Raw genomic sequence first — 20,608 nt, 5'->3', positions numbered from 1 at the left:
CCGGGTGAAGAAAAATTACTTTATATCTAAATTATTCACCCATGAATATTTCACTAAAATCCGAGATAACCCTGAACACCTAAACGCCGTGCAGCGGCACGATGTGAAACCATGGCCACCAAGAAAACTCTGCCTACTGTTGCCACACCGGATGTGCCGGGCCGCGAAGCGGGTCTGTCGCATGACGACCACCAGGCCGTGCGCCTGTGGCTGCGCCTGCTCACCTGCAGCACGCAGATTGAACAGGTGATACGCAGCAATCTGCGCACCCAGTTCGCCACCACGCTGCCGCGCTTTGATTACCTGGCCCAGCTCAGCCGCTTTCCTCAGGGGCTGCGCATGAAGACGCTGTCGGAGTATCTGATGGTGACCGGCGGCAATGTGACGGGGCTGACGGATCAACTGGTCGCCGAAGGCTGGGTGGAACGCGTGGCCGACGATGAAGACCGCCGCTCCATGATCGTGCGACTGACGCGCCGTGGCAAAAAACAGTTCGCCGCCATGGCCGCAGCCCACGAGCAGTGGCTGGAACAGCTGCTGGCACCGCTGGGCCTGAAAAGCTCGCGCGAGCTTTATGAGCAACTGGGGAAACTGAGGCTGATACTGGCGGGAAACCAGGCGTCTTGAGCTACAGCGGGGCGAGAAAAAGCGCTCTCGCGGTTTTCGTGGAGAATGACCTGCACGACGCTTCAAGGGGCACCGCTCATGGATTTGCAACATCTGCAATATCGGCTCAAGGCTGGGTACTACTACCTCTACGACATGCGCGAGGTGCCCAATGCCGTCACGGGCGAGCGGCGTTTCAAGCTCAGGACCGAGCTGGTAGCGATTGCCTTTGACCTGATCACCGGCCAGGTACACCAGCACGGCCACCCCACACGCATACACAGTTGGGCCATGGGGATTCGCCGCAAGCTGCGCGCCGCCGGCAACTGGGAGATGGCAGACCGCCTGATCGTGGTCTCCGGCCCCTTGCCCGAGCATGAGATCAATCAATGCCTGCGTGTGCGGGGCTATTGCCGCTGGATGTTTAGGCGCCTGGCCAACCTGCCCCACGGCAAGTTTGGCAACCAGGCACGCCACAGTCGCCAGCAGCGCGAAGCAGGCCACCAGCGGCAGGCAGCCTGATCACCATCAAAAAGGCCTACCCCCTTGATCAGAAAGCTTAGACAGCTATCAAATCAGGACCATCAGGACTCTTCGTCCGTACTGTCCATGGTTTCCGGCACGTCCGGCAGTTTCACAATCGTCACCGGCAGACGGCTGTGGCGCGCCACCTCTCTGGAGACCGAGCCGATCAGAATGCTGGAGAGCCCGCCCTGCCCCGTGGCACCGACGATGATCTGATCGCACTCGTTGCTATCGGCGATGTCGATCAAGGTATTGGCCGCTTCGCCCAGACTGATCTCCACTTCATAGGAGGCACCGGCCGCCTTGAGCAGATCCTGCGCCGAGGCAATCAAGTCCATGCCGGCATCGATGCTGGCGTTGGCAATGAGATCGGAGTCCGTGGTTGCCAGCTCCAGCAGCGATGCCTCCTTTTGCACATGGGCAATCACGAAATGGGCTTTCAGCCCCTGCTCATACAGCTTGATGCCGTGGCGTACGGCCTCCAGCGAGGCATCCGATCCATCGACGGCAATCATGATTTTGTGCATATCAACCTCCGTGTGTGAGCATGAGAGCAGTGTAGGCGTTCAGAGAAAAAACAGGCAGTGGATACAGGGCAAGCCCGGGCCTTTGCAGCAACGCTTTCTCGCATCTGGGAAAATGGTGGGCTATGCTGCAGTTTGACCTCCTCAAGACCGACCCGACCAGCCACGCCCGCCGTGGTGCGCTCACGCTCAACCACGGCGTGGTGCAGACCCCCATCTTCATGCCCGTGGGCACCTATGGCACCGTCAAGGGGGTGATGCCGCGCAGCCTGGAGGAAATGGGTGCGCAGATCATTCTGGGCAATACCTTCCACCTGTGGATGCGCCCCGGCCTGGACATCATGAAGTCCTTTGGCGGCCTGCACGGTTTCGAGAAGTGGAACAAGCCGATTCTCACGGACTCGGGCGGTTTCCAGGTCTGGTCGCTGGGCGCCATGCGCAAAATCACCGAGGAAGGCGTGCACTTCCAGAGTCCCGTCAACGGCGACAAGCTGTTCATGTCGCCCGAAGTCAGCATGCAGATCCAGACCGTGCTGAACTCCGACATCGTCATGCAGCTGGACGAATGCACGCCCTACGAGACCAACGGCAAGAAGACCACCGAAGCCGAGGCACGCAAGTCCATGGAGATGAGCCGCCGCTGGGCCAAGCGCTCCAAGGACGAGTTCGAGCGCCTGGAAAACCCCAACGCCCTGTTCGGCATCGTGCAAGGCGGCATGTTCCTCAATCTGCGCGAAGAATCGCTGCAGGCGCTGGTCGAGATGGACTTCCCCGGCTATGCGGTCGGCGGCGTTTCCGTGGGCGAGCCCAAGGACGAGATGCTGGAGATCATGGCACACACGCCCCATCTGCTGCCCGCCCACAAGCCCCGCTACCTGATGGGCGTGGGCACGCCCGAAGATCTGGTGCAAGGCGTGGCCGACGGTGTGGACATGTTCGACTGCGTGATGCCCACCCGCAATGCGCGCAACGGCACCATCTTCACCCGCTACGGCGACCTGAAGCTGCGCAACGCCCGCCACAAGAGCGATCACCAACCCATCGATACCACCTGCACCTGCCACGCCTGTGCCGGTCAAAGCGGCGTGAGCTGGGACGATGGTGGCCGTGACGGCTTCAGCCGCGCCTATCTGCACCATCTGGACCGCTGCGGCGAAATGTTGGGCCCCATGCTGACTACCATCCACAATCTGCACTACTACCTAAACCTGATGCAGGAAGTGCGCAACGCCCTGGATGCCGGCACGTTTGAGCAGTTCCGTGCCCAATTCAAGGCTGACAGAGCCCGCGGCGTCTGATCAGACCTGCTCCACCAAAAAGCCAGAACCCGGTTCTGGCTTTTTTTGCGCCTTGCAAGGCCTTGGCAATCGAAAAACAGCAGTCGATAGCGCACTCAGTGGTTCGAGCCCGCCACCACGATCTGGTCATAACCGCTGGCATGGCCGTGCTGCAGCGCAGCCTCGGCGCGCTCGAACATCTGCTCGGCCGTCTCGCCGCTGCGGTATTCGGCCACGGCCATGGTCAGCGTCAGCCCCTGCTTGGCCGCCGCGTTGAGGCTGCGCGCCTCGCCCCACTGCCCATGGCGCATGCTGTCGCGAATACGATGCAGGACCGCAATCGCATGCATGGCGTTGGTGTCCTCCAGCACCAGCAAAAAAGCATTGTGGTGATAGCGCCCCACATGATCCAGGGCACGCAGCTGGGTAATGAGCAGGCCGCTGAGCATCAGCTGCAGCTTGTCGTTCAACGAGGGGCGATTGGGCTGTTCTGCCACAGGGGACTTGGCTATCCACGGGTCCAGCTCCAGCAGCACCACGCAAAACGGCTCCACTTTTCGGGCATAGCGTTCGCGCAATAGGTTGATCGCATCGAGCGAGCGGGCAAAGTTATCCACACCGGTCAGCGCATCGGTACCTGCCGCCGCCCCCTGCTCACGCAACTGCTGCTGCAGGCGCAGCCGGTCTTCGTCCAGCGAGCGGCCCTGCTGCTCAAGCGCCAGCATCTGCAGCTTCTGCAGCCGCAACTGCCTATGCAGTTGCTGCACGGCCCCCATTGCCAGCACCGCGTGCAGCAGCACGGGCAGCAGCAGCGCCGCCAGTTGCAAGCCGTCGTGCAAAAGCGCAGGCGCGGCCAGGAAAAACATCTGCAGTGCCGCCCCCACCACCAGCAGCGAGCCGCTGATCAAGGCCAGCAGCGCGCCGGTGCGGCTCAGTCTCAAGCCCTGGCCCCAGAGCATCAAGGCACCGCCAGACAGGCCTATGGATAGCGCCAACCAGACCAGCTCAGGTTGCAGTATCAGCAAGGCGATGGCGGCCAGAGTCTGCAGAGCCCCCCAGCCCAGAAGCCGCCATCGGGGTGGTGAAAGCAAAATCCAGCCCAGACCCAAGGCCAGCCACAGCCCCATGAGCCAGCCCAGGCCGCTCCAGCTCCAGTGCCCCGTGAAAACGGCTGCGGCCAACAAAGCGCCTGAGCCGGCAAACCCGGCCAACGCCAACGCGTAAGCCCAGTGGTCCACCAGCAGTCGTCCAGGCTCATGCGACTGCGCGGGCAAGGAGTTAGTCCGTAAGGGTTCTGTGGTGATCACCATGGTGGGCATGCTGGTCAAACGTTAAAGACGTCTGCCAATGATGTCACAGGCCCGGGATTGCGCGCATCCGATTTTTTGCGCGCCCATGAACGAGGGCTGCTTGGGGCTGACGTTTAGGGCGTGCCGTGCTGCGGCATAGGCTTTGGCGCTACGGCCGCGCTTGCGAGCTCTGCATCCTGCCTGGACAGCAGCTTGCGAGCCGGCACACCACAAGCATGGCAAAAACGGCTGAAGGCGCTCTTACGGGTATTGCAGTGGCCGCAGTGATCGAACAGCCCGATGCCGCAGTGCGGGCAGAAGTCGATCTCGGTATTCTTGAGATCCACCGGCCGCTCGCAGCCCGCGCACACGCTTTTGGCTAGGCGCTCCAGTGCCACGTCATAGCTGAGTTCTTCGCGGCGCTTGTTCTCGGGCAGGGCTTCCTGCAGCTTCTGCCTTTCCAGATAGCGGTTGAGCGCCACGATGGCATAGCGCCCCAGCAGCACCGTGACCACAATGCCCACGATATAGCGCACATAGCCGCCATAGTCAGGCAGATACGGCACCAGCTCCACAAAAAAGGCGAATAGGGCAAAAAAGATGAAGCCCCAGACAAACGGCCACCAAGTGCTCTTGCGCTTTTTGGCAAACAACCAGCCCGCAGCCACCAGCAAAGGCAAGGTCAGAGCCAGGCGGTACAGGAAGACGCGCAGCTCGATGGAGCGCATGGCCGACTGCCACTGCGGATACGCGGCATCGCGCAGCTGGCTCATTTCGCTTTGCGCATTGGAGAGCGCTTGCGAGGCCTCCAGATGCGTCTGCTCCTGCTTTTCCAGCTCCTGGCGCGTGCGGTTCTCGGACTGCTTGAGAGCGTCCAGCGCCTTGGAGCGGGCGATCAGCTCCGTATCCTGCTCGGGGCGCTCGGTGGCGCGGCGCGTGGCCACCCAGTTGTCGAAGGTTTCGCGGGCCGACTGGTAGCGCGCGCGCTCGGCCTCAAACCGCAACTGGGCCTTGTCGCGCGCCATGTCCGCCAGATTGGCCTGTGCCTGTGCCTGCGCCTGATCGATCTGGGCACGCACGCGCTGGGCATCGGCCTCAGGGATGAAGGCCTCCACCTCCAGAGAGCGCTCCACCTGGGGCAGATTGCCCACGACCAGACTGCCCAGCCCGATCAGAAAGAACGCAAAAGCCGCCGCTACCAGCCACAGGCCGCGGCGAAACCACTTTTCGGGCAATCGCAAGGATTTACTCATGGCGTCTTACTCCTTGATTGATAGCTACAAACGTTCAATTCATATGAACTGCAAGCCCATTTTTCTAAAAAATCATTGCACCGTGCGCACGGGAGCCGCCAGTTGGGCGCGCTGCAGCCACTGGGTGACGGAATCCACGGTCACCGTCTCGATGCGGCTGGCGTAGCGCTTGTCATTGGGGTGATCGTCGAAAGCGATATTGGCCGCCGTCATGCGTCCGCCCAGACGCGAAAAAGCCCGGATGATGAGGGTGCTGGGCTCATAACCCCTGGCCTGCAGCCAGGTCTGCGCCTGGGCCCGGTTCTGGATGGCGGCCGGCTCCATGGCGGCGGCCAGCGTTTCCGTGGCCCACTGGTTGGACTGCTGGTACTTCAAACCCCAGGCATAGCTGATCATGCTGTAAGGCTCGCTTTGCAGGCGCAGCACCGTGGGCGCCGTCAGAAACTTCAGCAGCGCCTGCTGCACCGCCGGAGTGGGCACCTGGATCACGGCCTCATAGCGCCACAGATCGTCGAGGAAAAACTCGCCCAGGCCCTGGCGATAGACATGGCCGCCGGCCGTTCCGCATTCGTTGAGCTTATGGGCCACGCGCCACGGGCCTTCGGCCGATTTGTAGGCCCAGCCGTAATGGGAGTATTGAAGCTCGTACTTGCTCAAATCCTGGCCCTGGCGCGCCAAGAGCACCACCTGGGTGCCGTTTTTCTTGAACTCGGCGTCCAGCGCCTGCGAGGTGCGCAGAGCCAGATTCAGGCCCTTGGCCATGACATCGGCCGTCAGCGGCTTGTTCTCGCAGCTGCGACCCGCCTGGGCCGATCCCGCCCAGGCAAACAAAGCGGTGCCCAGCGCCAGCACCAGGGCTCGGGCAATGGGGGTAGATGAGCTACGCGCAGGCGCAACCGCCTGTACAACGCCGGTGTTTTGCATGAGTGGCTCCGTGAGATTACAGACGTTCGTTGTGCATCAAGGCCTTGCCGATTTCGTTGGGTATGAAGGCCAGCACCTTGCCTGCGGCGGAAAGAATCACGCCTGCACCGATCACGCTGGTCTGCACCACCGTGCCCACACCGACCGACAAGGCGCCTGCGGCCTTGCCCGATACCTTGACCACGGCCGAAGCACCATCTGCCACATTTTTCAGCACATAGCTCACGCCATCGGCCGTGGACTCCACCGCTGCCACCACGACGGATGCACCGGCAACAGAAAGAAACAAGGGAATTGCCACAACGTCCTCCGATGCGCCTCCAGAAGCTGCACCAATCACCGAGGCCACGGGCAGGGCCGACAGCACCAGAGAGGCTTCGCTCTGGGCGTAGGCGACACCGCCGCCCAGCAAAGCACATGCCATGCCCAGAGCACACAGACTGTTGCGAAGAGGACGGGTGATGGCTGAGGCGTTGATCACAAAATGCTCCTGGTTATAGAAATGAATGCCGCAACACTTTGGGCTGCGGTGAAATGAATCATCTGCGCGATGGACTCGCCAGAAGCCTGGTTTGTCACAATCGGCGTTATACAGGCCTTGGGGTATTGAATATCGATACTTTCAACCGCCTGCATGTCTCCGCTGGAGCACACAGGTGTGACCTGTCCGGCATCTTGCCCCGAACCCGCGCCCAAAACCTTTAAAAATCATGAGGCACATCATTCGGACCATCTCTCACCGCCGCACACCGTGGCGAACGCCGCTTGCCGCTGCACTGGCAGCCTTCACGCTGCAAGCCGGTCTGGCGCAAAGCCCCAGCCCCGCGCCATTCTCGAAAATGACCGCGGGTGCGCTGCCCGCGCCCTGGCACTTTGCCAGCCTGCCCAACAAGACGCCTACCGAATTTGGCATCGTCCAGCTCAATGGCGAGAACGTGCTGCGCGTGAGCACCAAGGATGCCTACGGCAACATGGTTCATCCCCTGCACCAGCAGGGCAGCGCAGCCATGCAGCTGCAGTGGCGCTGGCGCGTGGACGAGCTGGTCGGCAAGGCCGATATCCGAAGCCGCTCGGGAGACGATGCGGCGCTCAAGCTCTGCGTGTCTTTCGACTTCGACCGCTCCCAGCTGGGTTTTGGTGAACGCACCAAGCTGCGCCTGGGCAAGATCAGCACCGGCGAAGACATTCCGGCGGAGACGCTTTGCTACCTCTGGGACAACAAGCAGCCCGTGGGCACGCAGTTGCACAACGCGTTTACCCACCGCATGCGCTTTATCGTGCTGCAAAGCGGTAGCGCCCATCAGGGCCAGTGGATGACGGAGCAGCGCAATCTGGCCGCCGACTACGCCCAGGCCTTTGGCGACGAATCCAGCGCCATGCCCGAGCTGATTGGCATCACCGTCTCTGCCGATTCGGACAACACCCACGGCAGCGGCCTGGCCTATATGGGTGATATCCGCCTGCAGCCCTGAATCAGTTCTGCATCAGCTGCGCCACGCGCTGCTGCAGCAAGCCTGGCGTGGCCTCGCCGGATGGAACGGCCGGGCCTGCCTGCAGACTCACCCGGTTGAGCCAGCCCCGGCGCAGCGGCTTGACCATGGCCACGTTCTTGCCGCCCCGCACTTCGATGCGGCTGAAATACGAGCCCCAGAGATTGCCCAGCGCCATGGGTACCACGGGCACCTCCAGCCCGTCGGCATGAGCCTGCTCCAGAATTTTCATGATGCCGGCCTTGAAAGGCTGGAGCTGACCGTCGGAGGTGATGCCGCCTTCGGGGAAGATGGCCAGCAGATCGCCTTCACGCAGCACCTGAGCGGCGCTGGAAAATGCGGCCTGATACACGGCCGGATCTTCCTTTTGCGAAGCCACGGGAATCGCCTTGGCCAAGCGGAACAGCCAGCCCAGCACGGGCGTCTTGAAGATGCGGTGATCCATGACGAAATGAATGGGCCGCGGGCTGGCTGCCATCAGCAGGATCGCGTCCACAAAGCTCACGTGATTGCAGACCAACACCGCAGGGCCGTCGTGGGGGATGTTCTCCTCGCCACGCACCTTGAAGCGGTACACGAAGTGGGTGATGATCCAGGCCACAAAGCGCAGCAGATACTCAGGCACCAGCAGGAACACATACAGAGCCACCAGGGCATTGGCGATGCCGGTGATCAAAAACACCTGGGGAATGCTGCAGCCTGCCGCCAGCAAGGCACCGGCCAGCACGGCCGAGGCAATCATGAACAGCGCATTCAGAATATTGTTGGCCGCAATGATGCGCGCCCGGTGCGTAGGCTGGCTGCGCATCTGGATCAGCGCATACATGGGCACGCTGTAGATGCCGGCAGACAGGGCCAGCATGCCCAGATCGAACATCACGCGCCAGTGCTGGTGCTGGGCAAAAAAAGCGCCCACACCCATCAGCTCGGAGGCCGGCAGGGAACGCGTGGCAAAGAACAGGTCGATGGCAAACACGCTCATGCCTATGGCGCCCAGCGGCACCAGACCGATTTCCACTTGGCGGCGGCTGAACACCTCGCACAGCAACGAGCCAATGCCTATGCCTACCGAGAAGATCACCAGCAGCAGCGAAGCCACATGCTCGTCGCCATGCAGCACTTCCTTGGCGAAGCTGGGGAACTGGGACAGAAACACCGCGCCGAAGAACCACATCCAGCTGATGCCCAGCAGCGAGCGGAACACCACGGGCTGCTCATGCGCCAGCTTGAGATTGCGCCAGGTTTCGGTGAAGGGGTTCCAGTTGATGACCAGATTCGGATCGGTCGCCGGCGCATGGGGAATGAACTGCGCGCAGATGCGGCCCAGCACTGCCACGCTCACGCAGGCAATCGCCACCTGGGTATGACCGACCTGGGGCACGGCAACCAGCAGACCGCCGGCCACCTGGCCCAGCAAAATGGCCACGAACGTGCCCATTTCCACCATGCCGTTGCCGCCGGTCAGCTCTCTGTCGTTGAGCACCTGGGGCAGATAGGCAAACTTGACGGGCCCGAACAGCGTGGAATGCAGTCCCATCATGAATACGCACAGCAGCAGCACCGGCACATGGGCGTTGATAAAGCCCCATGCGGCAATCAGCATGATGGCGATTTCCAGATTCTTGACCAGGCGGAACATGCGGGTCTTGTCCCACTTGTCCGTGAGCTGCCCCGAGGTGGCCGAGAACAGCAGATAGGGCAGCGTGAACAGCGCGCCAATCACCAGCCCGGCCAGCGAAGGCGGCAGCCAGGAGACGCTGAGCTGGTAAGTCACCATCACCGTGAAGGCGAACTTGAACAGATTGTCATTGCCGGCGCCAGCAAACTGCGTCCAGAAGAACGGCGCAAAACGCCGCTGCCCCAGCAGTGCAAACTGGTTGGGATGGGCGGCAGGCGCCGTCTGTTCGGTCTGCGTTGAATTCATGAATCTCTCCCGGAAGCAGTGCGGCTCATTGTGCCTTTTATGCTTTCATCAACCATGGATATTGCGCGAGCCGCTATGAATTTGATTGCCTGGCGTGGAACGCTTGCAACACAGGCAAGGCTGCTGCCGCCACCACCCAGTGCTTGAGGCTGTGGCCGGAAATCCAGCCGCCCGTGAGTTCGAACACATCCAGATCGGACAGCTCCAGCAGCTTGGCCAGCCCATACCAGGCGATGACCCAGCCCAGGCTCAGCGACATGGCGTTTTTGCGCACGGCCACAAAAGCCAGCCACAGCACCAGCAACATGCCGCCGCCTTGCAGCAGCACCCAGGGCAGGAGATTGCCTGAATGGCTCCATACGCCCATGCTGAGCGCCGCCGCCACCAGGGTGGCAATGGCGGTCAGCCAGGCACTGCCGTCATCCAGCCGGGTTTGCACCGCCAGCCCCAGCAGGCCCGCAAACGCCACGCCCATGGCCATGCGATCCCAGAACAGGCCCGCATCCGTGGGTGCTAGGTGGTATGCGGCGGAGGCCAGGGCCGTACAGGCCAGGCCGACAAAGAACAGCGCGCACATGACCCGTGTCGTGCCGCTGATCTGCCAGCCGTGCTTGAGCAGCTGCCTGCCGCCCGCCAGTGCGGCCAGCGCAAAGCCCAGATTGCTCAGCACATCGCCGGCATAAGCCAGGCCCAGCCAGCTGCGCTGATCGGCAAACGCGTGATAGTGCTCAGGCTGGGCCACGGCGGGTAAAAGCAGCGCCAAAACCAGCAACAGCAGCATGCCCCCGTAGAGCGCCAGAGCTTGCTCCCAGAATCCGTGGCGGCGAGGCTGCAAAACAGCCGTCAGCACCGGCAAGACAGGTTGCAGACGACGAAGCGGACTGGAAGAGTGCGTGCGCATGATGGCTGCTCTTGGGCAATGAAGATGGGGTGAATATCCAAAAGCAACGCTCCAAAAGCATCGATCCACTACACTTGGCTAGCCAGATAACACCATCGGTACACGATAAAGATACCTCCCACCATGAGCACGACTGCAGACCTCATCACCGCCCTCAAGAAGGAACTCAAGGCCGCGCAGATGACTTATGCCGATCTGGCCAAGTCCATAGGCATGGCGGAGTCCAGCGTCAAGCGCATGCTGGCCAAGGGCGATATGCCCCTGACCCGCATCGATGAGATCTGCCGCGCCCTGCATCTGGACTTTGCCGATCTGGCACGCAGCGTGGCCGACAGCCGCCCGCTGCTGCAGCAGATCTCACGCGAGCAGGAAGTCTCGGTGGTAGCCGACCGCAAGCTGCTGCTCACCGCCATCTGCGTGCTCAGCCAATGGACGCTGGAGCAAATCGTCACCACCTACCGCATCTCGGAAACCGAGGGCATCGGCTACCTGGCCCAGCTGGACCGCATCGGCATCATCGAGCTGCGCCCCGGCAATCGCTACAAGCTGCGCCTGGCCAAGACCTTCCGCTGGCAGACCAACGGGCCGGTCATGGATTTCTTCCGCGAAAACGCGGTGCTGGATTATTTCGGCGGCCACTTTTCCGATGAGGATGAGACCATGCTGCTGGTCCATGGTTCGATTGCCCCGCATCTGGCGCCCAGCTTTGTGGAGCGGATCCAGCGCATAGGCCAGGATTTCTCGCAGCAACATTTACAGGACCAGCGCCTGGCACCCAGCAAGACCGAGGGCTACACCCTGGTGCTGGGCATGCGCAAATGGGAGCTGCCGGCCTTTGCCAGCTTGCGGCGCTGACCACATACCGTAGAACTACCAAAAACATAGCTGCTTGCGCTTATCAGTGAAGGGCTTGAAGCCAATTAAGCCTCAATCTTTCGATTGGCAACCAATCTTCACTAAGCAGATACACAAGATTGCAAGACTTCGCGCCGCAGCAACCCCCGCTTGACGCAAGGCCTTCAGCATTCAGGTCATGGGATGCCGGAGCACAAAGCACGGCAACCCGCCCACTTGAACAGGAGGCCCCATGCTGAATATTCGCTACACCTTCCAAACCGCCCTGGGCGCCACCGCACTGGCCATGCTGGGCTTTGCCGGCACCGCCCAGGCCCAGACGGGCTACGGCTACGGTCCCGGCTACCATCCCGCAGCCCAGCAGGGTGCTTCGATCAATGTGCAGTTCAACGCACCTCCGGCGCCGCGCCGTGAAGCCGTTCCCTCCCCGCGCCGCGGCTATGTCTGGGCTCCGGGCTACTGGGAGCCGCGTGGCCACCGCCATGTCTGGCGCACCGGTCACTGGGTCAAGGCCCGCCCCGGTTATGTGTATCGCCAACCGGGCTGGCAGCAAAACGGCAACCGCTGGAATTACAACGCCAGCCGCTGGGATCGCGACGGCGACGGTGTGCCCAACCGCTACGACCAGCGCCCAGGCAACCCCTACCGCCATTGACGCCAGTCGCTGAGCAGTATTCAATCGCTGCGTCCGCCGGCCATTTTTCCGCCCTCAAGCCAGCGGATCTTCAAGCCCTGCATTTGCAAAAATGCAGGGCTTTTTCTGCGCCATGCCAAAAGACCTTGCTGCGCCATATGCAATATAAGCATATAGAAAGCGGTTCTTAACTTAGATACACAATTGGCAGATTCATTGTTCCATCGGACTGCGTCACTCCCATGCGCCTGCTCACCCGCTCTTTTTCCGGATCCCGCGCCCTCGCTGTTTCGGCCTCAGCGCTGACTCTGGCATTGCTGTCTCACATCAGCCATGCGGCCGAAGCTGTGGCCCAGTATCCACACCAGCCCATCACCCTGATCATGGGCTTTAACGCAGGCTCGGGCGTGGATGTCGTCGGCCGTCTGGTGCAGGAGCCCCTGAGCCAGAAGCTGGGCCAGCCCATCATCATCGACTACAAGACCGGCGCCGCAGGCAATATCGGCAGCGAGCATGTGGCCCGTGCCAAGCCCGATGGCTACACCCTGTATTTCGGCACCGCCGCCACCCACGGCAGCAATGCCGCCCTGTACAAAAAGCTGCCTTTCGATGTGGAAGCCGACTTTGTGCCGGTGGCACCGCTGATCGATGTCGCCAACGTGCTGACCATCAACCCCAATGTGATCAACGTCAAGAACCTCAAGGAGTTCGTGGACGAGGTCAAAGCCCACCCCGGCAAGTACAACTTTGCCTCCACCGGCAACGGTGCAGGCACCCATATGGCGTTTGCCGAGTTCAACTCGCGCCTGGGTCTGGACATGGTTCACGTCCCCTACAAGGGCGGCCCCGAAGCCATCACCTCCGTGGTGCGCGGCGAGACCTGCTGCATCATGAACCAGGTGCAGACCGTGCTGCCCCATTACAAGGCGGGCAAGGTGCGTCTGCTGGGAGTGACCACCGCCAAGCCGGTGGAAGCCGTGAAGGAAGTGCCCACCATCGCCTCCAGCGGCCTGCCCGGCACCAAGGGCTTTGACAGCTCGATCTGGTTCGGCATTTTTGCGCCCAAGGGCACGCCAGCGGCCATCGTCAGCAAGCTCAACAAGGCTGTGCGCGAAGTACAGCAGCAGCCCGAAATCCGCGAACGCTTTGTCTCGCAAGGCAACAGCCTGCGCGAAGAATCGCCCGAACAATTCAAGAAGACCGTGCACAGCGATCGCATCAAATGGGCCAAGGTGGTCAAGGATGCCAACATCAGCATTGATTAAGATCGGCATACAGAGTTAGTTTGCGCGCCTGCAGCCTCTTGGCTGTAGGCGCTTTTTTGGGTTTTTCTATGTCAATTTCTGCTTCTACGGCCTCCCAGCCTTTGGGCCTGGCCGCTCTGGAAGAACGCCTGCGTGACGATCTGCTCACCCTGGGCTGGCCTGCCAAGGCCTGGATTCCCTCCTTCACCCGCAACAACCAGCCCGTGCATGACGTCATCGTCATCGGCGCCGGTCAGGCGGGCCTTGCGCTGAGCATGGCACTCAAGCAGGTGGGCATCACGCCCGTGCTGCTGGACAAATCCCCGCTGGACATGGAAGGCCCCTGGGCCACCACGGCACGCATGGAGACCCTGCGCTCGCCCAAGGAGCTGACAGGCCCGGCCATGGGCATTGCTTCGCTGACCTTCCGCGCCTGGTTCATTGCCCAGTTCGGCCTGCAAGCCTGGACGGCGCTGGACAAGATCCCCCGCCTGCAGTGGATGGACTATCTGCGCTGGTACCGCCGCGTCACGCAAGCCGATGTGCGCAACAGCCATGAAGTGCTGGCCGTGCGCCCCCAGGCCGATGGCGTGGTGGAAGTCGATGTCAGGGCAGACGGCCAAGTCCAGACCTGGCAAACCCGCCGCCTGGTGCTGGCCACGGGCCGCGACGGCCTGGGCGGCGCGCAGCTACCCGCTTTTTTGCAAGGTGTGGACCGAAAGTTCTGGGCCCACTCTTCGGACGAAATGGACTACGCCACGCTGGCCGGCAAGCATGTGGGCGTGGTGGGCGCCGGAGCCTCGGCCATGGATAGCGCGGCTACTGCTCTGGAGAACGCCGCCGCCAGCGTGGACATGCTGGTGCGCCGCAAAGAGCTGCCGCGCATCAACAAATCCAAGGGTTCGGGCGTGCCCGGCCTGACCCACGGCCAATATCTGCTGGCCGATGAATGGAAATGGCGCATACGCCACTACATCAACGCCCAGCAGGTGCCGCCACCCCATGGCAGCACACTGCGCGTCTCGCGCCATGCCAATGCCCACTTCAACTTTGGCTGCGCCGTGCAAAGCGTGGAGCAGGCGGGCGACAAGCTGCATGTCAGCACGCCCGGCGGCGTGTTTGTACTGGACTTTCTGATCGTCTCCACCGGCTTTGCCATTGACTGGAGCCTGCGACCGGAATTTGCCGACATCGCCCCTCACGTCAAGCTGTGGAATACGCGTTTCACACCCGAAGCGGGCGACGAAGATGCCGAGCTGTCGGCCTCGCCCGATCTGGGCCCGCTGTTCGAGTTTCAGGAAAACACTCCGGGCCAGCAGCCAGGGCTGAATCACATCCACTGCTTTTGCTACCCCGCTGCGCTCTCGCATGGAACCGTCTCCGGCGACATTCCCGCCATCAGTGACGGCGCGCGCAAGCTGGCGCAAGGTCTGGCCTCGCTGTTTTATCGCGACGATATCGCGCAGCACTTTGCCCAGCTGCAGTCCTATGCCGAGCCCGAGCTGGACGGTACGGAATGGACACCAGCCAACCCGGCCGAGCGCGTGCAGGCGCTGAGCCAATCCCACCGCATTTAAGCCACAAGATTCGAGAGACAAGACATGAGCGACACAATTGACCGCCTGGCAGGCCTTGGCAATGCCTCCCCCACCTTCACCACCCGCCATGAGCGCGAAAAAGTGGCCGTGGCCACGCAGGCCTGCGAAGACCTGCTGCTGGGCAACACGCTGGCCGGCTCGCTGACCCAGGCCGAACGCCTGGTGCTGGCCGCCGAGCAAGCCCGGGTGAGCGGTGTGGCAGCACTGGAGGCCGAGTACCGCAGCCGCGCCCAGGCGCTGGACGGCACCCTCGCACCCGAGCTGCAGGCCATTCTGGCCACGGCAGGCGTGCAGACCGGCAATGCCCGCATGGATGCCATGCTGCACTTTGTCCGGGCGCTGGCGCTCAATCCTGCCGAGAGCGATCAGCAGGCCCTGCTGGCCATTCCCGCTGCCGGCCTGTCGGTGGACGACACCGTGCTGCTGGCCCAGCTGATCGGCTTTGTGGCCTATCAGGCCCGGCTGCTGGTGGGCGTGAAAGCCATGGCCGATATGGGCGGCCAGGCCGATGCGCCGGCCGCAGAGCCTGCAGCCGCCGTCGCTTTTGTGCACCCCGCCAATCTGCCGGCCCCGGGCGAGCCGCTGCGCCGCAACGGCTTTACCAGCGAAACCCTGGACTGGAAGGCCTGGCTGCCGGTGCTCGACCCTGCAACGGCCACGCCCGAGCAGCAAAAAGTGCTGGAAGTCAGCCACCCCAAGGCCAAGAGCATGGACTTTTACCTGCTGCTGGGCCGCCAGCCCGAGGTGCTGATGGAGCGCTCACAGGCCTTCAACGCCATCATGTATGCGCCCGGCGGCCTCTCGCGCGCCGAGCGTGAAGTGGCAGCCACGGCCGTATCGCGCTCCAACCGCTGCGTGTACTGCGCCTCGGTCCATGCCCAGCGCTTTGAGCAACTGGCCAAACGCAACGATGTGATGGCCCAGATGTTCGACGACCCCGATACCGCCGGCACCAATGCCCGCGAACGCGCCATCATTCAATCGTCGCTGGCACTGACTCGTACGCCCGGCAGCTTTGGCAAGCAGAACCTGCAGCCGCTGCGCGATGCAGGCCTGTCGGATCTGGAAATTCTGGACATGCTGCACTCCGCCGCCCTGTTTGGCTGGGCCAACCGCCTGATGCTGAATCTGGGCGTGGAAATCTATCCACAGGCCAGCTAAGGTTTGCAGGCATTAAAAAAGCGAGGCTGGCCCTCGCTTTTTTAATTGCTATTTATTCAGAAGCAGCTGTCCATTGATGGACCAGGGCTTGGTGGCTATTCCACGGTATCAACTTCGGTAAACACCGTCAGCACCCCTGCCAGGTGATGCAGCCGGCCATCCATGATTTCGGCATCGGCCATCAGCCCTATCAGCGGCACCGAGCCCAGCGCATGGCGAAGGATCTGGAGCTCGGCATCGGGCCCGCCAAACAGCTCGCTGCCTCGGCCTTTGCAGCTGACATAAATCGCGCCGCGAATCTTTTGTGCCACCGCTTCCGGCACGGAGGGTGAATCGCCCTCAGCAAAATCCGGCTGCAAAGCATCCTTGAGCGCAGCTGCCATCTGCATCAGCTCCTGCCGCGCCGCGCTGGGCTGGCGCTGGCAGAAGATCACCGCACTGTCTGCCTCGACCGCAGCCGACAGGGCCACGCCATGGCGCATGGGGTCCAACCCCACCAGGTTCAGCACCTGGGCTTCGTCGGTCAACACGCCGCGCTCCAGGCCATGGCCTGGCTGCGCAATCGCGGCCTGGGTCTGGCGCAAGGCCTTGAGCGCGAAATCCCAGCCGCTGTGCCCGACATCACTGTCTTTTTCCTGCTGCAGATCCAGCAGGCGCAGCAGCTTGGGCAAAGCCGGCTCGCCATCGAGGCTCAGCAGCACGGGGCCTTGGGCGGCCGTGATTTCCATCTCCTCGCCCAGCGGCGTGCAGCCCTGGGCCAGACGGGAAAGGCAGGCCACCTCGGCAGAGAAAGCCACGCCCGAGAAGCCGCCGCGGAACACGCCTACGGCCGCACCGGTACGCAGCGCTGGCAAATCGTCGCTGCGGCAGGCGAACTGCACGCCCTGGGCCTGCGCGCCGCCCAGCGCACCAAAGAGATGGCCGGATGCCGTTCGCTCGGCAAGTTCCTGCAGCAGCTCGGCCAGTTCAGGCTGACCGGCATCGGTATGCACCAGGGCGGCCTGGGCCTCAAACCCGGCTTCGGTGCCTCCCAGGGCCAGCGGCGCCACGCCGGAATACACGCGGTAATGGGCCGCAGGCACATCCAGCAGCATCACTGCCAGGCCGTTGTCGTCCAGGTATTCATGCTCCATGGCCAGCACGCCGGCGGCGGAGCAGCCCACCCAGTCCGTTACCTGCGGCAGAGACTGGGCCAGCAGTGCCAGCATGTCTTGCGCATGGCGGGCAAAGCCATGCGAGGCATAGATCAGCCCCAGCTGAGGCCGCTTGGCGCATTGCTTGCGCAGCATCTGGCTGCGCAGCTGCTGCACCACCTCCTGTACCGCTTCACGCCATTGAGGGTGGCTGGCATGCCCTACAGGAAACAACGACATGGGGGACCTCCTTTTCTGGACAGGTCTGGCGCTGTTGCGCTCAGACCATGCCATCTACAGGCCGGCAGCGTTTAAGCGCGCGGGCTGCTTTTCTTGGCCGCCGCCTTTTTGGCTGCCGGTTTGGCCGCTGCCTTCACGGCGGGCTTGGCTGCAGATTTGGCTGCGGCTTTCTTGGCCGCTGCCGCGCGTGGTGCGCCGGCCTTGTCTTCGGCGGGCTGAGGCGGGGTCTTGCCGGCTGCAAACGCACCAGCCTGCTGCATGACCTTCTCCATGGAAGCCTTGGCAAAATCGCTGGCCATATCGGAGGCTCGCTGCGCTGCGGCCACGGTCTGGGCCGGCACCGGCTCTGCCATGGCCTTGGCGGCAATCTGCTGAAACTGCTGGGTCAGCGCACCCCACCACTGCATGGCCTGGCCCATGGCGGCCTGGGCCTGCTGTTGCGGGTTGGCAGCAGACTCCGATTCTGTCGCCTGAGCCTGGGGTTCCGGCTGCGGTTCGGACTCGGGTGCCGCTTGTGGCGCAGGTGAAGGCGCAGCAGCTGGCTGCGGTGCAGGCTCAGCGGCCTTGCCCTCGCCCGTCATGGGCCAGGCGCCAAAACCCTTCTGGGCAGCCTCGGCAGCGGCCGAAGCCACGCCGGGGAACTGGAAGGACTTGGCCAGATCGCCCATGCTCACGTTCATGCCCTGCAAGGTGGAGAGCGTCATGCGCTGCACCTCCAGCGCCTGAATCGTGGCCGACAGCGCCTTGCCGTTTTGCTCCAGCCAGAATTGCACGGTCTTGAGCTCGGCAATGCGCTTTTCCACTTCTTCCACGCTGACCGTGGGCGCAACCCACTGCGATATGCGTCCCATGGGGTTGTTGGCAGAACCGGCGTTTTGCGCCAGATTCTGCAAAAACTCGAAACCGGGGATGAACTTGCCGAAACCAAACGGGGATGTGTCGCTCATGGATGCCTCTCGCAGGAAAATTGCACGTTGAATAGAGCTTAACCCAGAGCTCCCAACTCACCGCACGCGGCATTGCGGCTCAGCTCCGTGCTTTCCCCGAAAAACAGGTCCTGGAGGTTCAAGCCAAGGCCTGTTCATTCTCAATGCTGATGGCCGCCGTGGCCCGTGTGATCCGTGGCCGGTGCTGCGCCCTTGGGCGGCACCATGCTCACCGGCACTTGCAAGGTCAGGCGCGATACGGCGCCCTTGCCGTCCTTGAGCACCAGGGTGATGGGCACTTGCGAATCCTTGACCAGCGGCGCCTTGAGCTGCTGCAGCATCAGGTGGTAGCCGCCGGGCTTGAGCTCCACCGTCTTGCCCGCAGGCAAAGGCAGAGCCTCGACGGCACGCATGCGCATCACATCGTTTTCCATCTTCATCTCATGCACCTCGGCCACGGCGGCGGCCGGAGTTTCCACACCGATCAGCGTCAGCGGCTCTGTGGCCGTCAGGCGCATAAAAGCTCCCGTACCCTGCTGACCCGGCACGCTGGCGCGGGCCCAGGCCCCTTCGGCCTTGACATGGGCAGCATCGGAATGCGCCATGGCCGCTGCGGAAAACAGGGCAGAGCCAAGGGCCAGGGCAGCGCCGAATTTGCGCAGATTCATGTGATTTTCTCCATTCAAGACATTTGGCATTAAAACCGGCTTGCTGCAGCAAAAATGCGTTCCAGCCCAAGAGATTCATGCGCAGAACGCTCTTGTTTCAAGAGCAAAAAGCCGATGCAGCAGGCGATGGCGGCGCAGGCAAACCCAGGGCCGCATCTCGATTCATTGTAGAAGCCGCGCTATCCAATCGGTGACGCAGGGTTCTCGCAGCCTGCGACTAATATGCGGACACGCGGCCACAACTCTCACCCCGACGGCGGCAGATATTTCACAACCCTAGGAGACAACAGCATGATCACTTTGTGCGGATTCTCGGCCAGCAACTACTACAACAAAGTCAAACTGGCCCTGATGGAAAAGCGCATCGCTTTCGAAGAAGAAAATGCCTGGCTGGGCGAGACCAATCCGGCCGAATCGCCTCTGGGAAAAGTGCCTTATCTGCGCACCCGCCACGGAGCCATCAGCGAATCCGACGCCATCATCGAGTACGTGGAAACGCTGTCCAGCGAAGTGCCGCTGCTGCCCGCCGATACATTTGCCGCCGCCAAGGTGCGCGAGCTGTGCGTGTATCTGAATCTGCACCTGGAGCTGGTGGCGCGCAATCTCTACCCCCAGGCTTTCTTTGGCGGCAAGGTCAGCGACAGCACACGCGACCGAACGCTGGAGCAGCTGGAAAAAAACGTGGCCGCCTTTGCCAAGCTGGCCCGCTTTGATACGCCCTTCATCGCCGGTGAGCAGTTCACCCTGGCCGACTGCAGCGCCATCGTCCACCTGCCGCTGATCAGCGGCGCCAGCAAGATCGTCTGCGGCAAGGACGTGCTGGCCGATTTGCCGACACGCGACTACCTGGCCCGCATGGGCGAGCGCCCCACGGTGCAAAAGCTCAATGCCGACCGCAAGACCAATACCGCCGAGCTGATGGCACGCATCCAGGCCAAGGCCAGCCGCTAAAGCCCAGGTGACGGACTTTGGCCGGCGGCAGGCCTGGGTGGTGCTATCTTAGGCAGCACTATGCAAAGCCTGTTTCACCTTGCCTACCACGTGACCGATCTGGATGAGGCGCGCCGCTTTTATGGCGGCGTGCTCGGCTGCCGCGAGGGCCGCTCCACGGATTCCTGGGTTGATTTCGACTTCTTCGGCCACCAGATCTCTCTGCATCTGGGCCCGCCTTTTGCCGTGGCCAATACCGGCAAGGTGGGCAACCATATGGTGCCCATGCCCCACCTGGGCGTGATCCTGCTCAAGCCCGACTGGCTGGCCCTGGCCGAGCGCCTGAAAGCCGCCAATACCCAATTCGTGCTGGAGCCTCAGGTGCGCTTTGAAGGCGAGCCCGGCGAGCAATGGACCATGTTTTTCTACGACCCCAGCGGCAACCCCATCGAGGTCAAAGGCTTTGCCAACTGGGAAGCGGTTTACGAGCATTGAAAATGCCTGAA

General features: G+C 62.3%; 21 protein-coding genes. 11 read left to right on the top strand and 10 right to left on the bottom strand.

Going from position 1 to position 20,608, the window contains the following annotated elements; translation table 11 throughout:
- The first annotated feature begins 111 nt into the window (after window positions 1-111).
- Together ACNAZA_RS10485 and ACNAZA_RS10480 are read left to right on the top strand one after the other, a co-directional pair.
- Window positions 112-627, top strand: a complete 516-nt coding sequence (locus ACNAZA_RS10485; RefSeq protein ID WP_415796517.1) for a MarR family winged helix-turn-helix transcriptional regulator — start codon at window positions 112-114, stop codon at window positions 625-627.
- A 78-nt stretch (window positions 628-705) separates the two neighbouring features.
- Window positions 706-1,128, top strand: coding sequence for a hypothetical protein (locus ACNAZA_RS10480; protein ID WP_415796516.1), 423 nt, complete (start codon window positions 706-708; stop codon window positions 1,126-1,128).
- A gap of 62 nt (window positions 1,129-1,190) precedes the next feature.
- Here ACNAZA_RS10480 and ACNAZA_RS10475 read toward each other — a convergent pair whose 3' ends face one another.
- Window positions 1,191-1,658, bottom strand: coding sequence for a universal stress protein (locus tag ACNAZA_RS10475; protein WP_415796515.1), 468 nt, complete (start codon window positions 1,656-1,658; stop codon window positions 1,191-1,193).
- Between the two features lie 122 nt (window positions 1,659-1,780).
- Between ACNAZA_RS10475 and tgt the strand changes: the two genes are divergently transcribed.
- Window positions 1,781-2,953 (top strand): tRNA guanosine(34) transglycosylase Tgt, encoded by a 1,173-nt coding sequence (gene tgt / locus ACNAZA_RS10470; RefSeq protein WP_415796514.1) that lies wholly within the window; start codon window positions 1,781-1,783, stop codon window positions 2,951-2,953.
- A gap of 95 nt (window positions 2,954-3,048) precedes the next feature.
- Here the strand turns inward: tgt and ACNAZA_RS10465 are convergent, their stop codons facing one another.
- The 4 genes from ACNAZA_RS10465 to ACNAZA_RS10450 form a co-directional block, all read right to left on the bottom strand.
- Window positions 3,049-4,242 carry a diguanylate cyclase gene (locus ACNAZA_RS10465; RefSeq protein ID WP_415796513.1) on the bottom strand — a complete coding sequence of 398 codons (1,194 nt, stop codon included), beginning with the start codon at window positions 4,240-4,242 and terminating at the stop codon, window positions 3,049-3,051.
- A gap of 113 nt (window positions 4,243-4,355) precedes the next feature.
- Entirely contained in the window at window positions 4,356-5,474 is a 1,119-nt protein-coding gene (locus ACNAZA_RS10460) for a serine endopeptidase (protein WP_415796512.1), read from the bottom strand.
- A 72-nt stretch (window positions 5,475-5,546) separates the two neighbouring features.
- Entirely contained in the window at window positions 5,547-6,398 is an 852-nt protein-coding gene (locus ACNAZA_RS10455) for a DUF2145 domain-containing protein (protein WP_415796511.1), read from the bottom strand.
- Between the two features lie 16 nt (window positions 6,399-6,414).
- Complete coding sequence (locus ACNAZA_RS10450) at window positions 6,415-6,822, bottom strand: hypothetical protein (protein ID WP_415796560.1); 408 nt, start codon at window positions 6,820-6,822, stop codon at window positions 6,415-6,417.
- A 286-nt stretch (window positions 6,823-7,108) separates the two neighbouring features.
- On the opposite strand from ACNAZA_RS10450, the gene ACNAZA_RS10445 reads away from it, so the two are divergent.
- Complete coding sequence (locus ACNAZA_RS10445) at window positions 7,109-7,870, top strand: DUF3047 domain-containing protein (protein WP_415796510.1); 762 nt, start codon at window positions 7,109-7,111, stop codon at window positions 7,868-7,870.
- A 1-nt stretch (window position 7,871) separates the two neighbouring features.
- Here the strand turns inward: ACNAZA_RS10445 and ACNAZA_RS10440 are convergent, their stop codons facing one another.
- The gene (locus ACNAZA_RS10440; RefSeq protein ID WP_415796509.1) at window positions 7,872-9,812 is read right to left on the bottom strand and encodes an MFS transporter; all 1,941 of its coding nucleotides are present in this window, start codon (window positions 9,810-9,812) and stop codon (window positions 7,872-7,874) included.
- A gap of 73 nt (window positions 9,813-9,885) precedes the next feature.
- Entirely contained in the window at window positions 9,886-10,713 is an 828-nt protein-coding gene (locus tag ACNAZA_RS10435) for a hypothetical protein (RefSeq protein ID WP_415796508.1), read from the bottom strand.
- Between the two features lie 123 nt (window positions 10,714-10,836).
- On the opposite strand from ACNAZA_RS10435, the gene ACNAZA_RS10430 reads away from it, so the two are divergent.
- The 5 genes from ACNAZA_RS10430 (at window position 10,837) to ACNAZA_RS10410 (ending at window position 16,205) form a co-directional block, all read left to right on the top strand.
- On the top strand, window positions 10,837-11,568 hold the full coding sequence (locus ACNAZA_RS10430; RefSeq protein ID WP_120965992.1) for a helix-turn-helix domain-containing protein: 732 nt from the start codon (window positions 10,837-10,839) through the stop codon (window positions 11,566-11,568).
- A 232-nt stretch (window positions 11,569-11,800) separates the two neighbouring features.
- On the top strand, window positions 11,801-12,223 hold the full coding sequence (locus ACNAZA_RS10425; RefSeq protein ID WP_415796507.1) for a YXWGXW repeat-containing protein: 423 nt from the start codon (window positions 11,801-11,803) through the stop codon (window positions 12,221-12,223).
- Between the two features lie 221 nt (window positions 12,224-12,444).
- A complete protein-coding gene (locus ACNAZA_RS10420; RefSeq protein WP_415796506.1) occupies window positions 12,445-13,467 on the top strand; it encodes a Bug family tripartite tricarboxylate transporter substrate binding protein in 1,023 nt (340 codons plus the stop codon).
- A gap of 68 nt (window positions 13,468-13,535) precedes the next feature.
- Complete coding sequence (locus tag ACNAZA_RS10415) at window positions 13,536-15,023, top strand: NAD(P)-binding domain-containing protein (RefSeq protein WP_415796505.1); 1,488 nt, start codon at window positions 13,536-13,538, stop codon at window positions 15,021-15,023.
- Window positions 15,024-15,047: 24 nt separating this feature from the next.
- On the top strand, window positions 15,048-16,205 hold the full coding sequence (locus ACNAZA_RS10410; RefSeq protein WP_415796504.1) for a CMD domain-containing protein: 1,158 nt from the start codon (window positions 15,048-15,050) through the stop codon (window positions 16,203-16,205).
- Window positions 16,206-16,300: 95 nt separating this feature from the next.
- Here ACNAZA_RS10410 and ACNAZA_RS10405 read toward each other — a convergent pair whose 3' ends face one another.
- From ACNAZA_RS10405 to ACNAZA_RS10395, 3 genes are all read right to left on the bottom strand, one after another.
- Entirely contained in the window at window positions 16,301-17,578 is a 1,278-nt protein-coding gene (locus ACNAZA_RS10405; protein ID WP_415796503.1) for an FIST signal transduction protein, read from the bottom strand.
- Between the two features lie 71 nt (window positions 17,579-17,649).
- Complete coding sequence (locus tag ACNAZA_RS10400) at window positions 17,650-18,525, bottom strand: PhaM family polyhydroxyalkanoate granule multifunctional regulatory protein (RefSeq protein WP_415796502.1); 876 nt, start codon at window positions 18,523-18,525, stop codon at window positions 17,650-17,652.
- A gap of 140 nt (window positions 18,526-18,665) precedes the next feature.
- Entirely contained in the window at window positions 18,666-19,172 is a 507-nt protein-coding gene (locus ACNAZA_RS10395) for a copper chaperone PCu(A)C (protein ID WP_415796501.1), read from the bottom strand.
- Between the two features lie 291 nt (window positions 19,173-19,463).
- Between ACNAZA_RS10395 and ACNAZA_RS10390 the strand changes: the two genes are divergently transcribed.
- Both ACNAZA_RS10390 and ACNAZA_RS10385 read left to right on the top strand, forming a co-directional pair.
- On the top strand, window positions 19,464-20,123 hold the full coding sequence (locus tag ACNAZA_RS10390; RefSeq protein ID WP_415796500.1) for a glutathione S-transferase: 660 nt from the start codon (window positions 19,464-19,466) through the stop codon (window positions 20,121-20,123).
- Between the two features lie 60 nt (window positions 20,124-20,183).
- Window positions 20,184-20,597: a VOC family protein gene (locus ACNAZA_RS10385; protein WP_120965973.1), complete on the top strand. Its 414-nt coding sequence runs from the start codon at window positions 20,184-20,186 to the stop codon at window positions 20,595-20,597.
- Window positions 20,598-20,608: the final 11 nt, after the last annotated feature.

The organism is Comamonas aquatilis (assembly GCF_965139575.1).
Lineage (GTDB): Bacteria > Pseudomonadota > Gammaproteobacteria > Burkholderiales > Burkholderiaceae_C > Comamonas > Comamonas aquatilis.
Note: the sequence above shows the minus strand (reverse complement) of the source record. Positions and strands in the feature narration are given on the sequence as shown.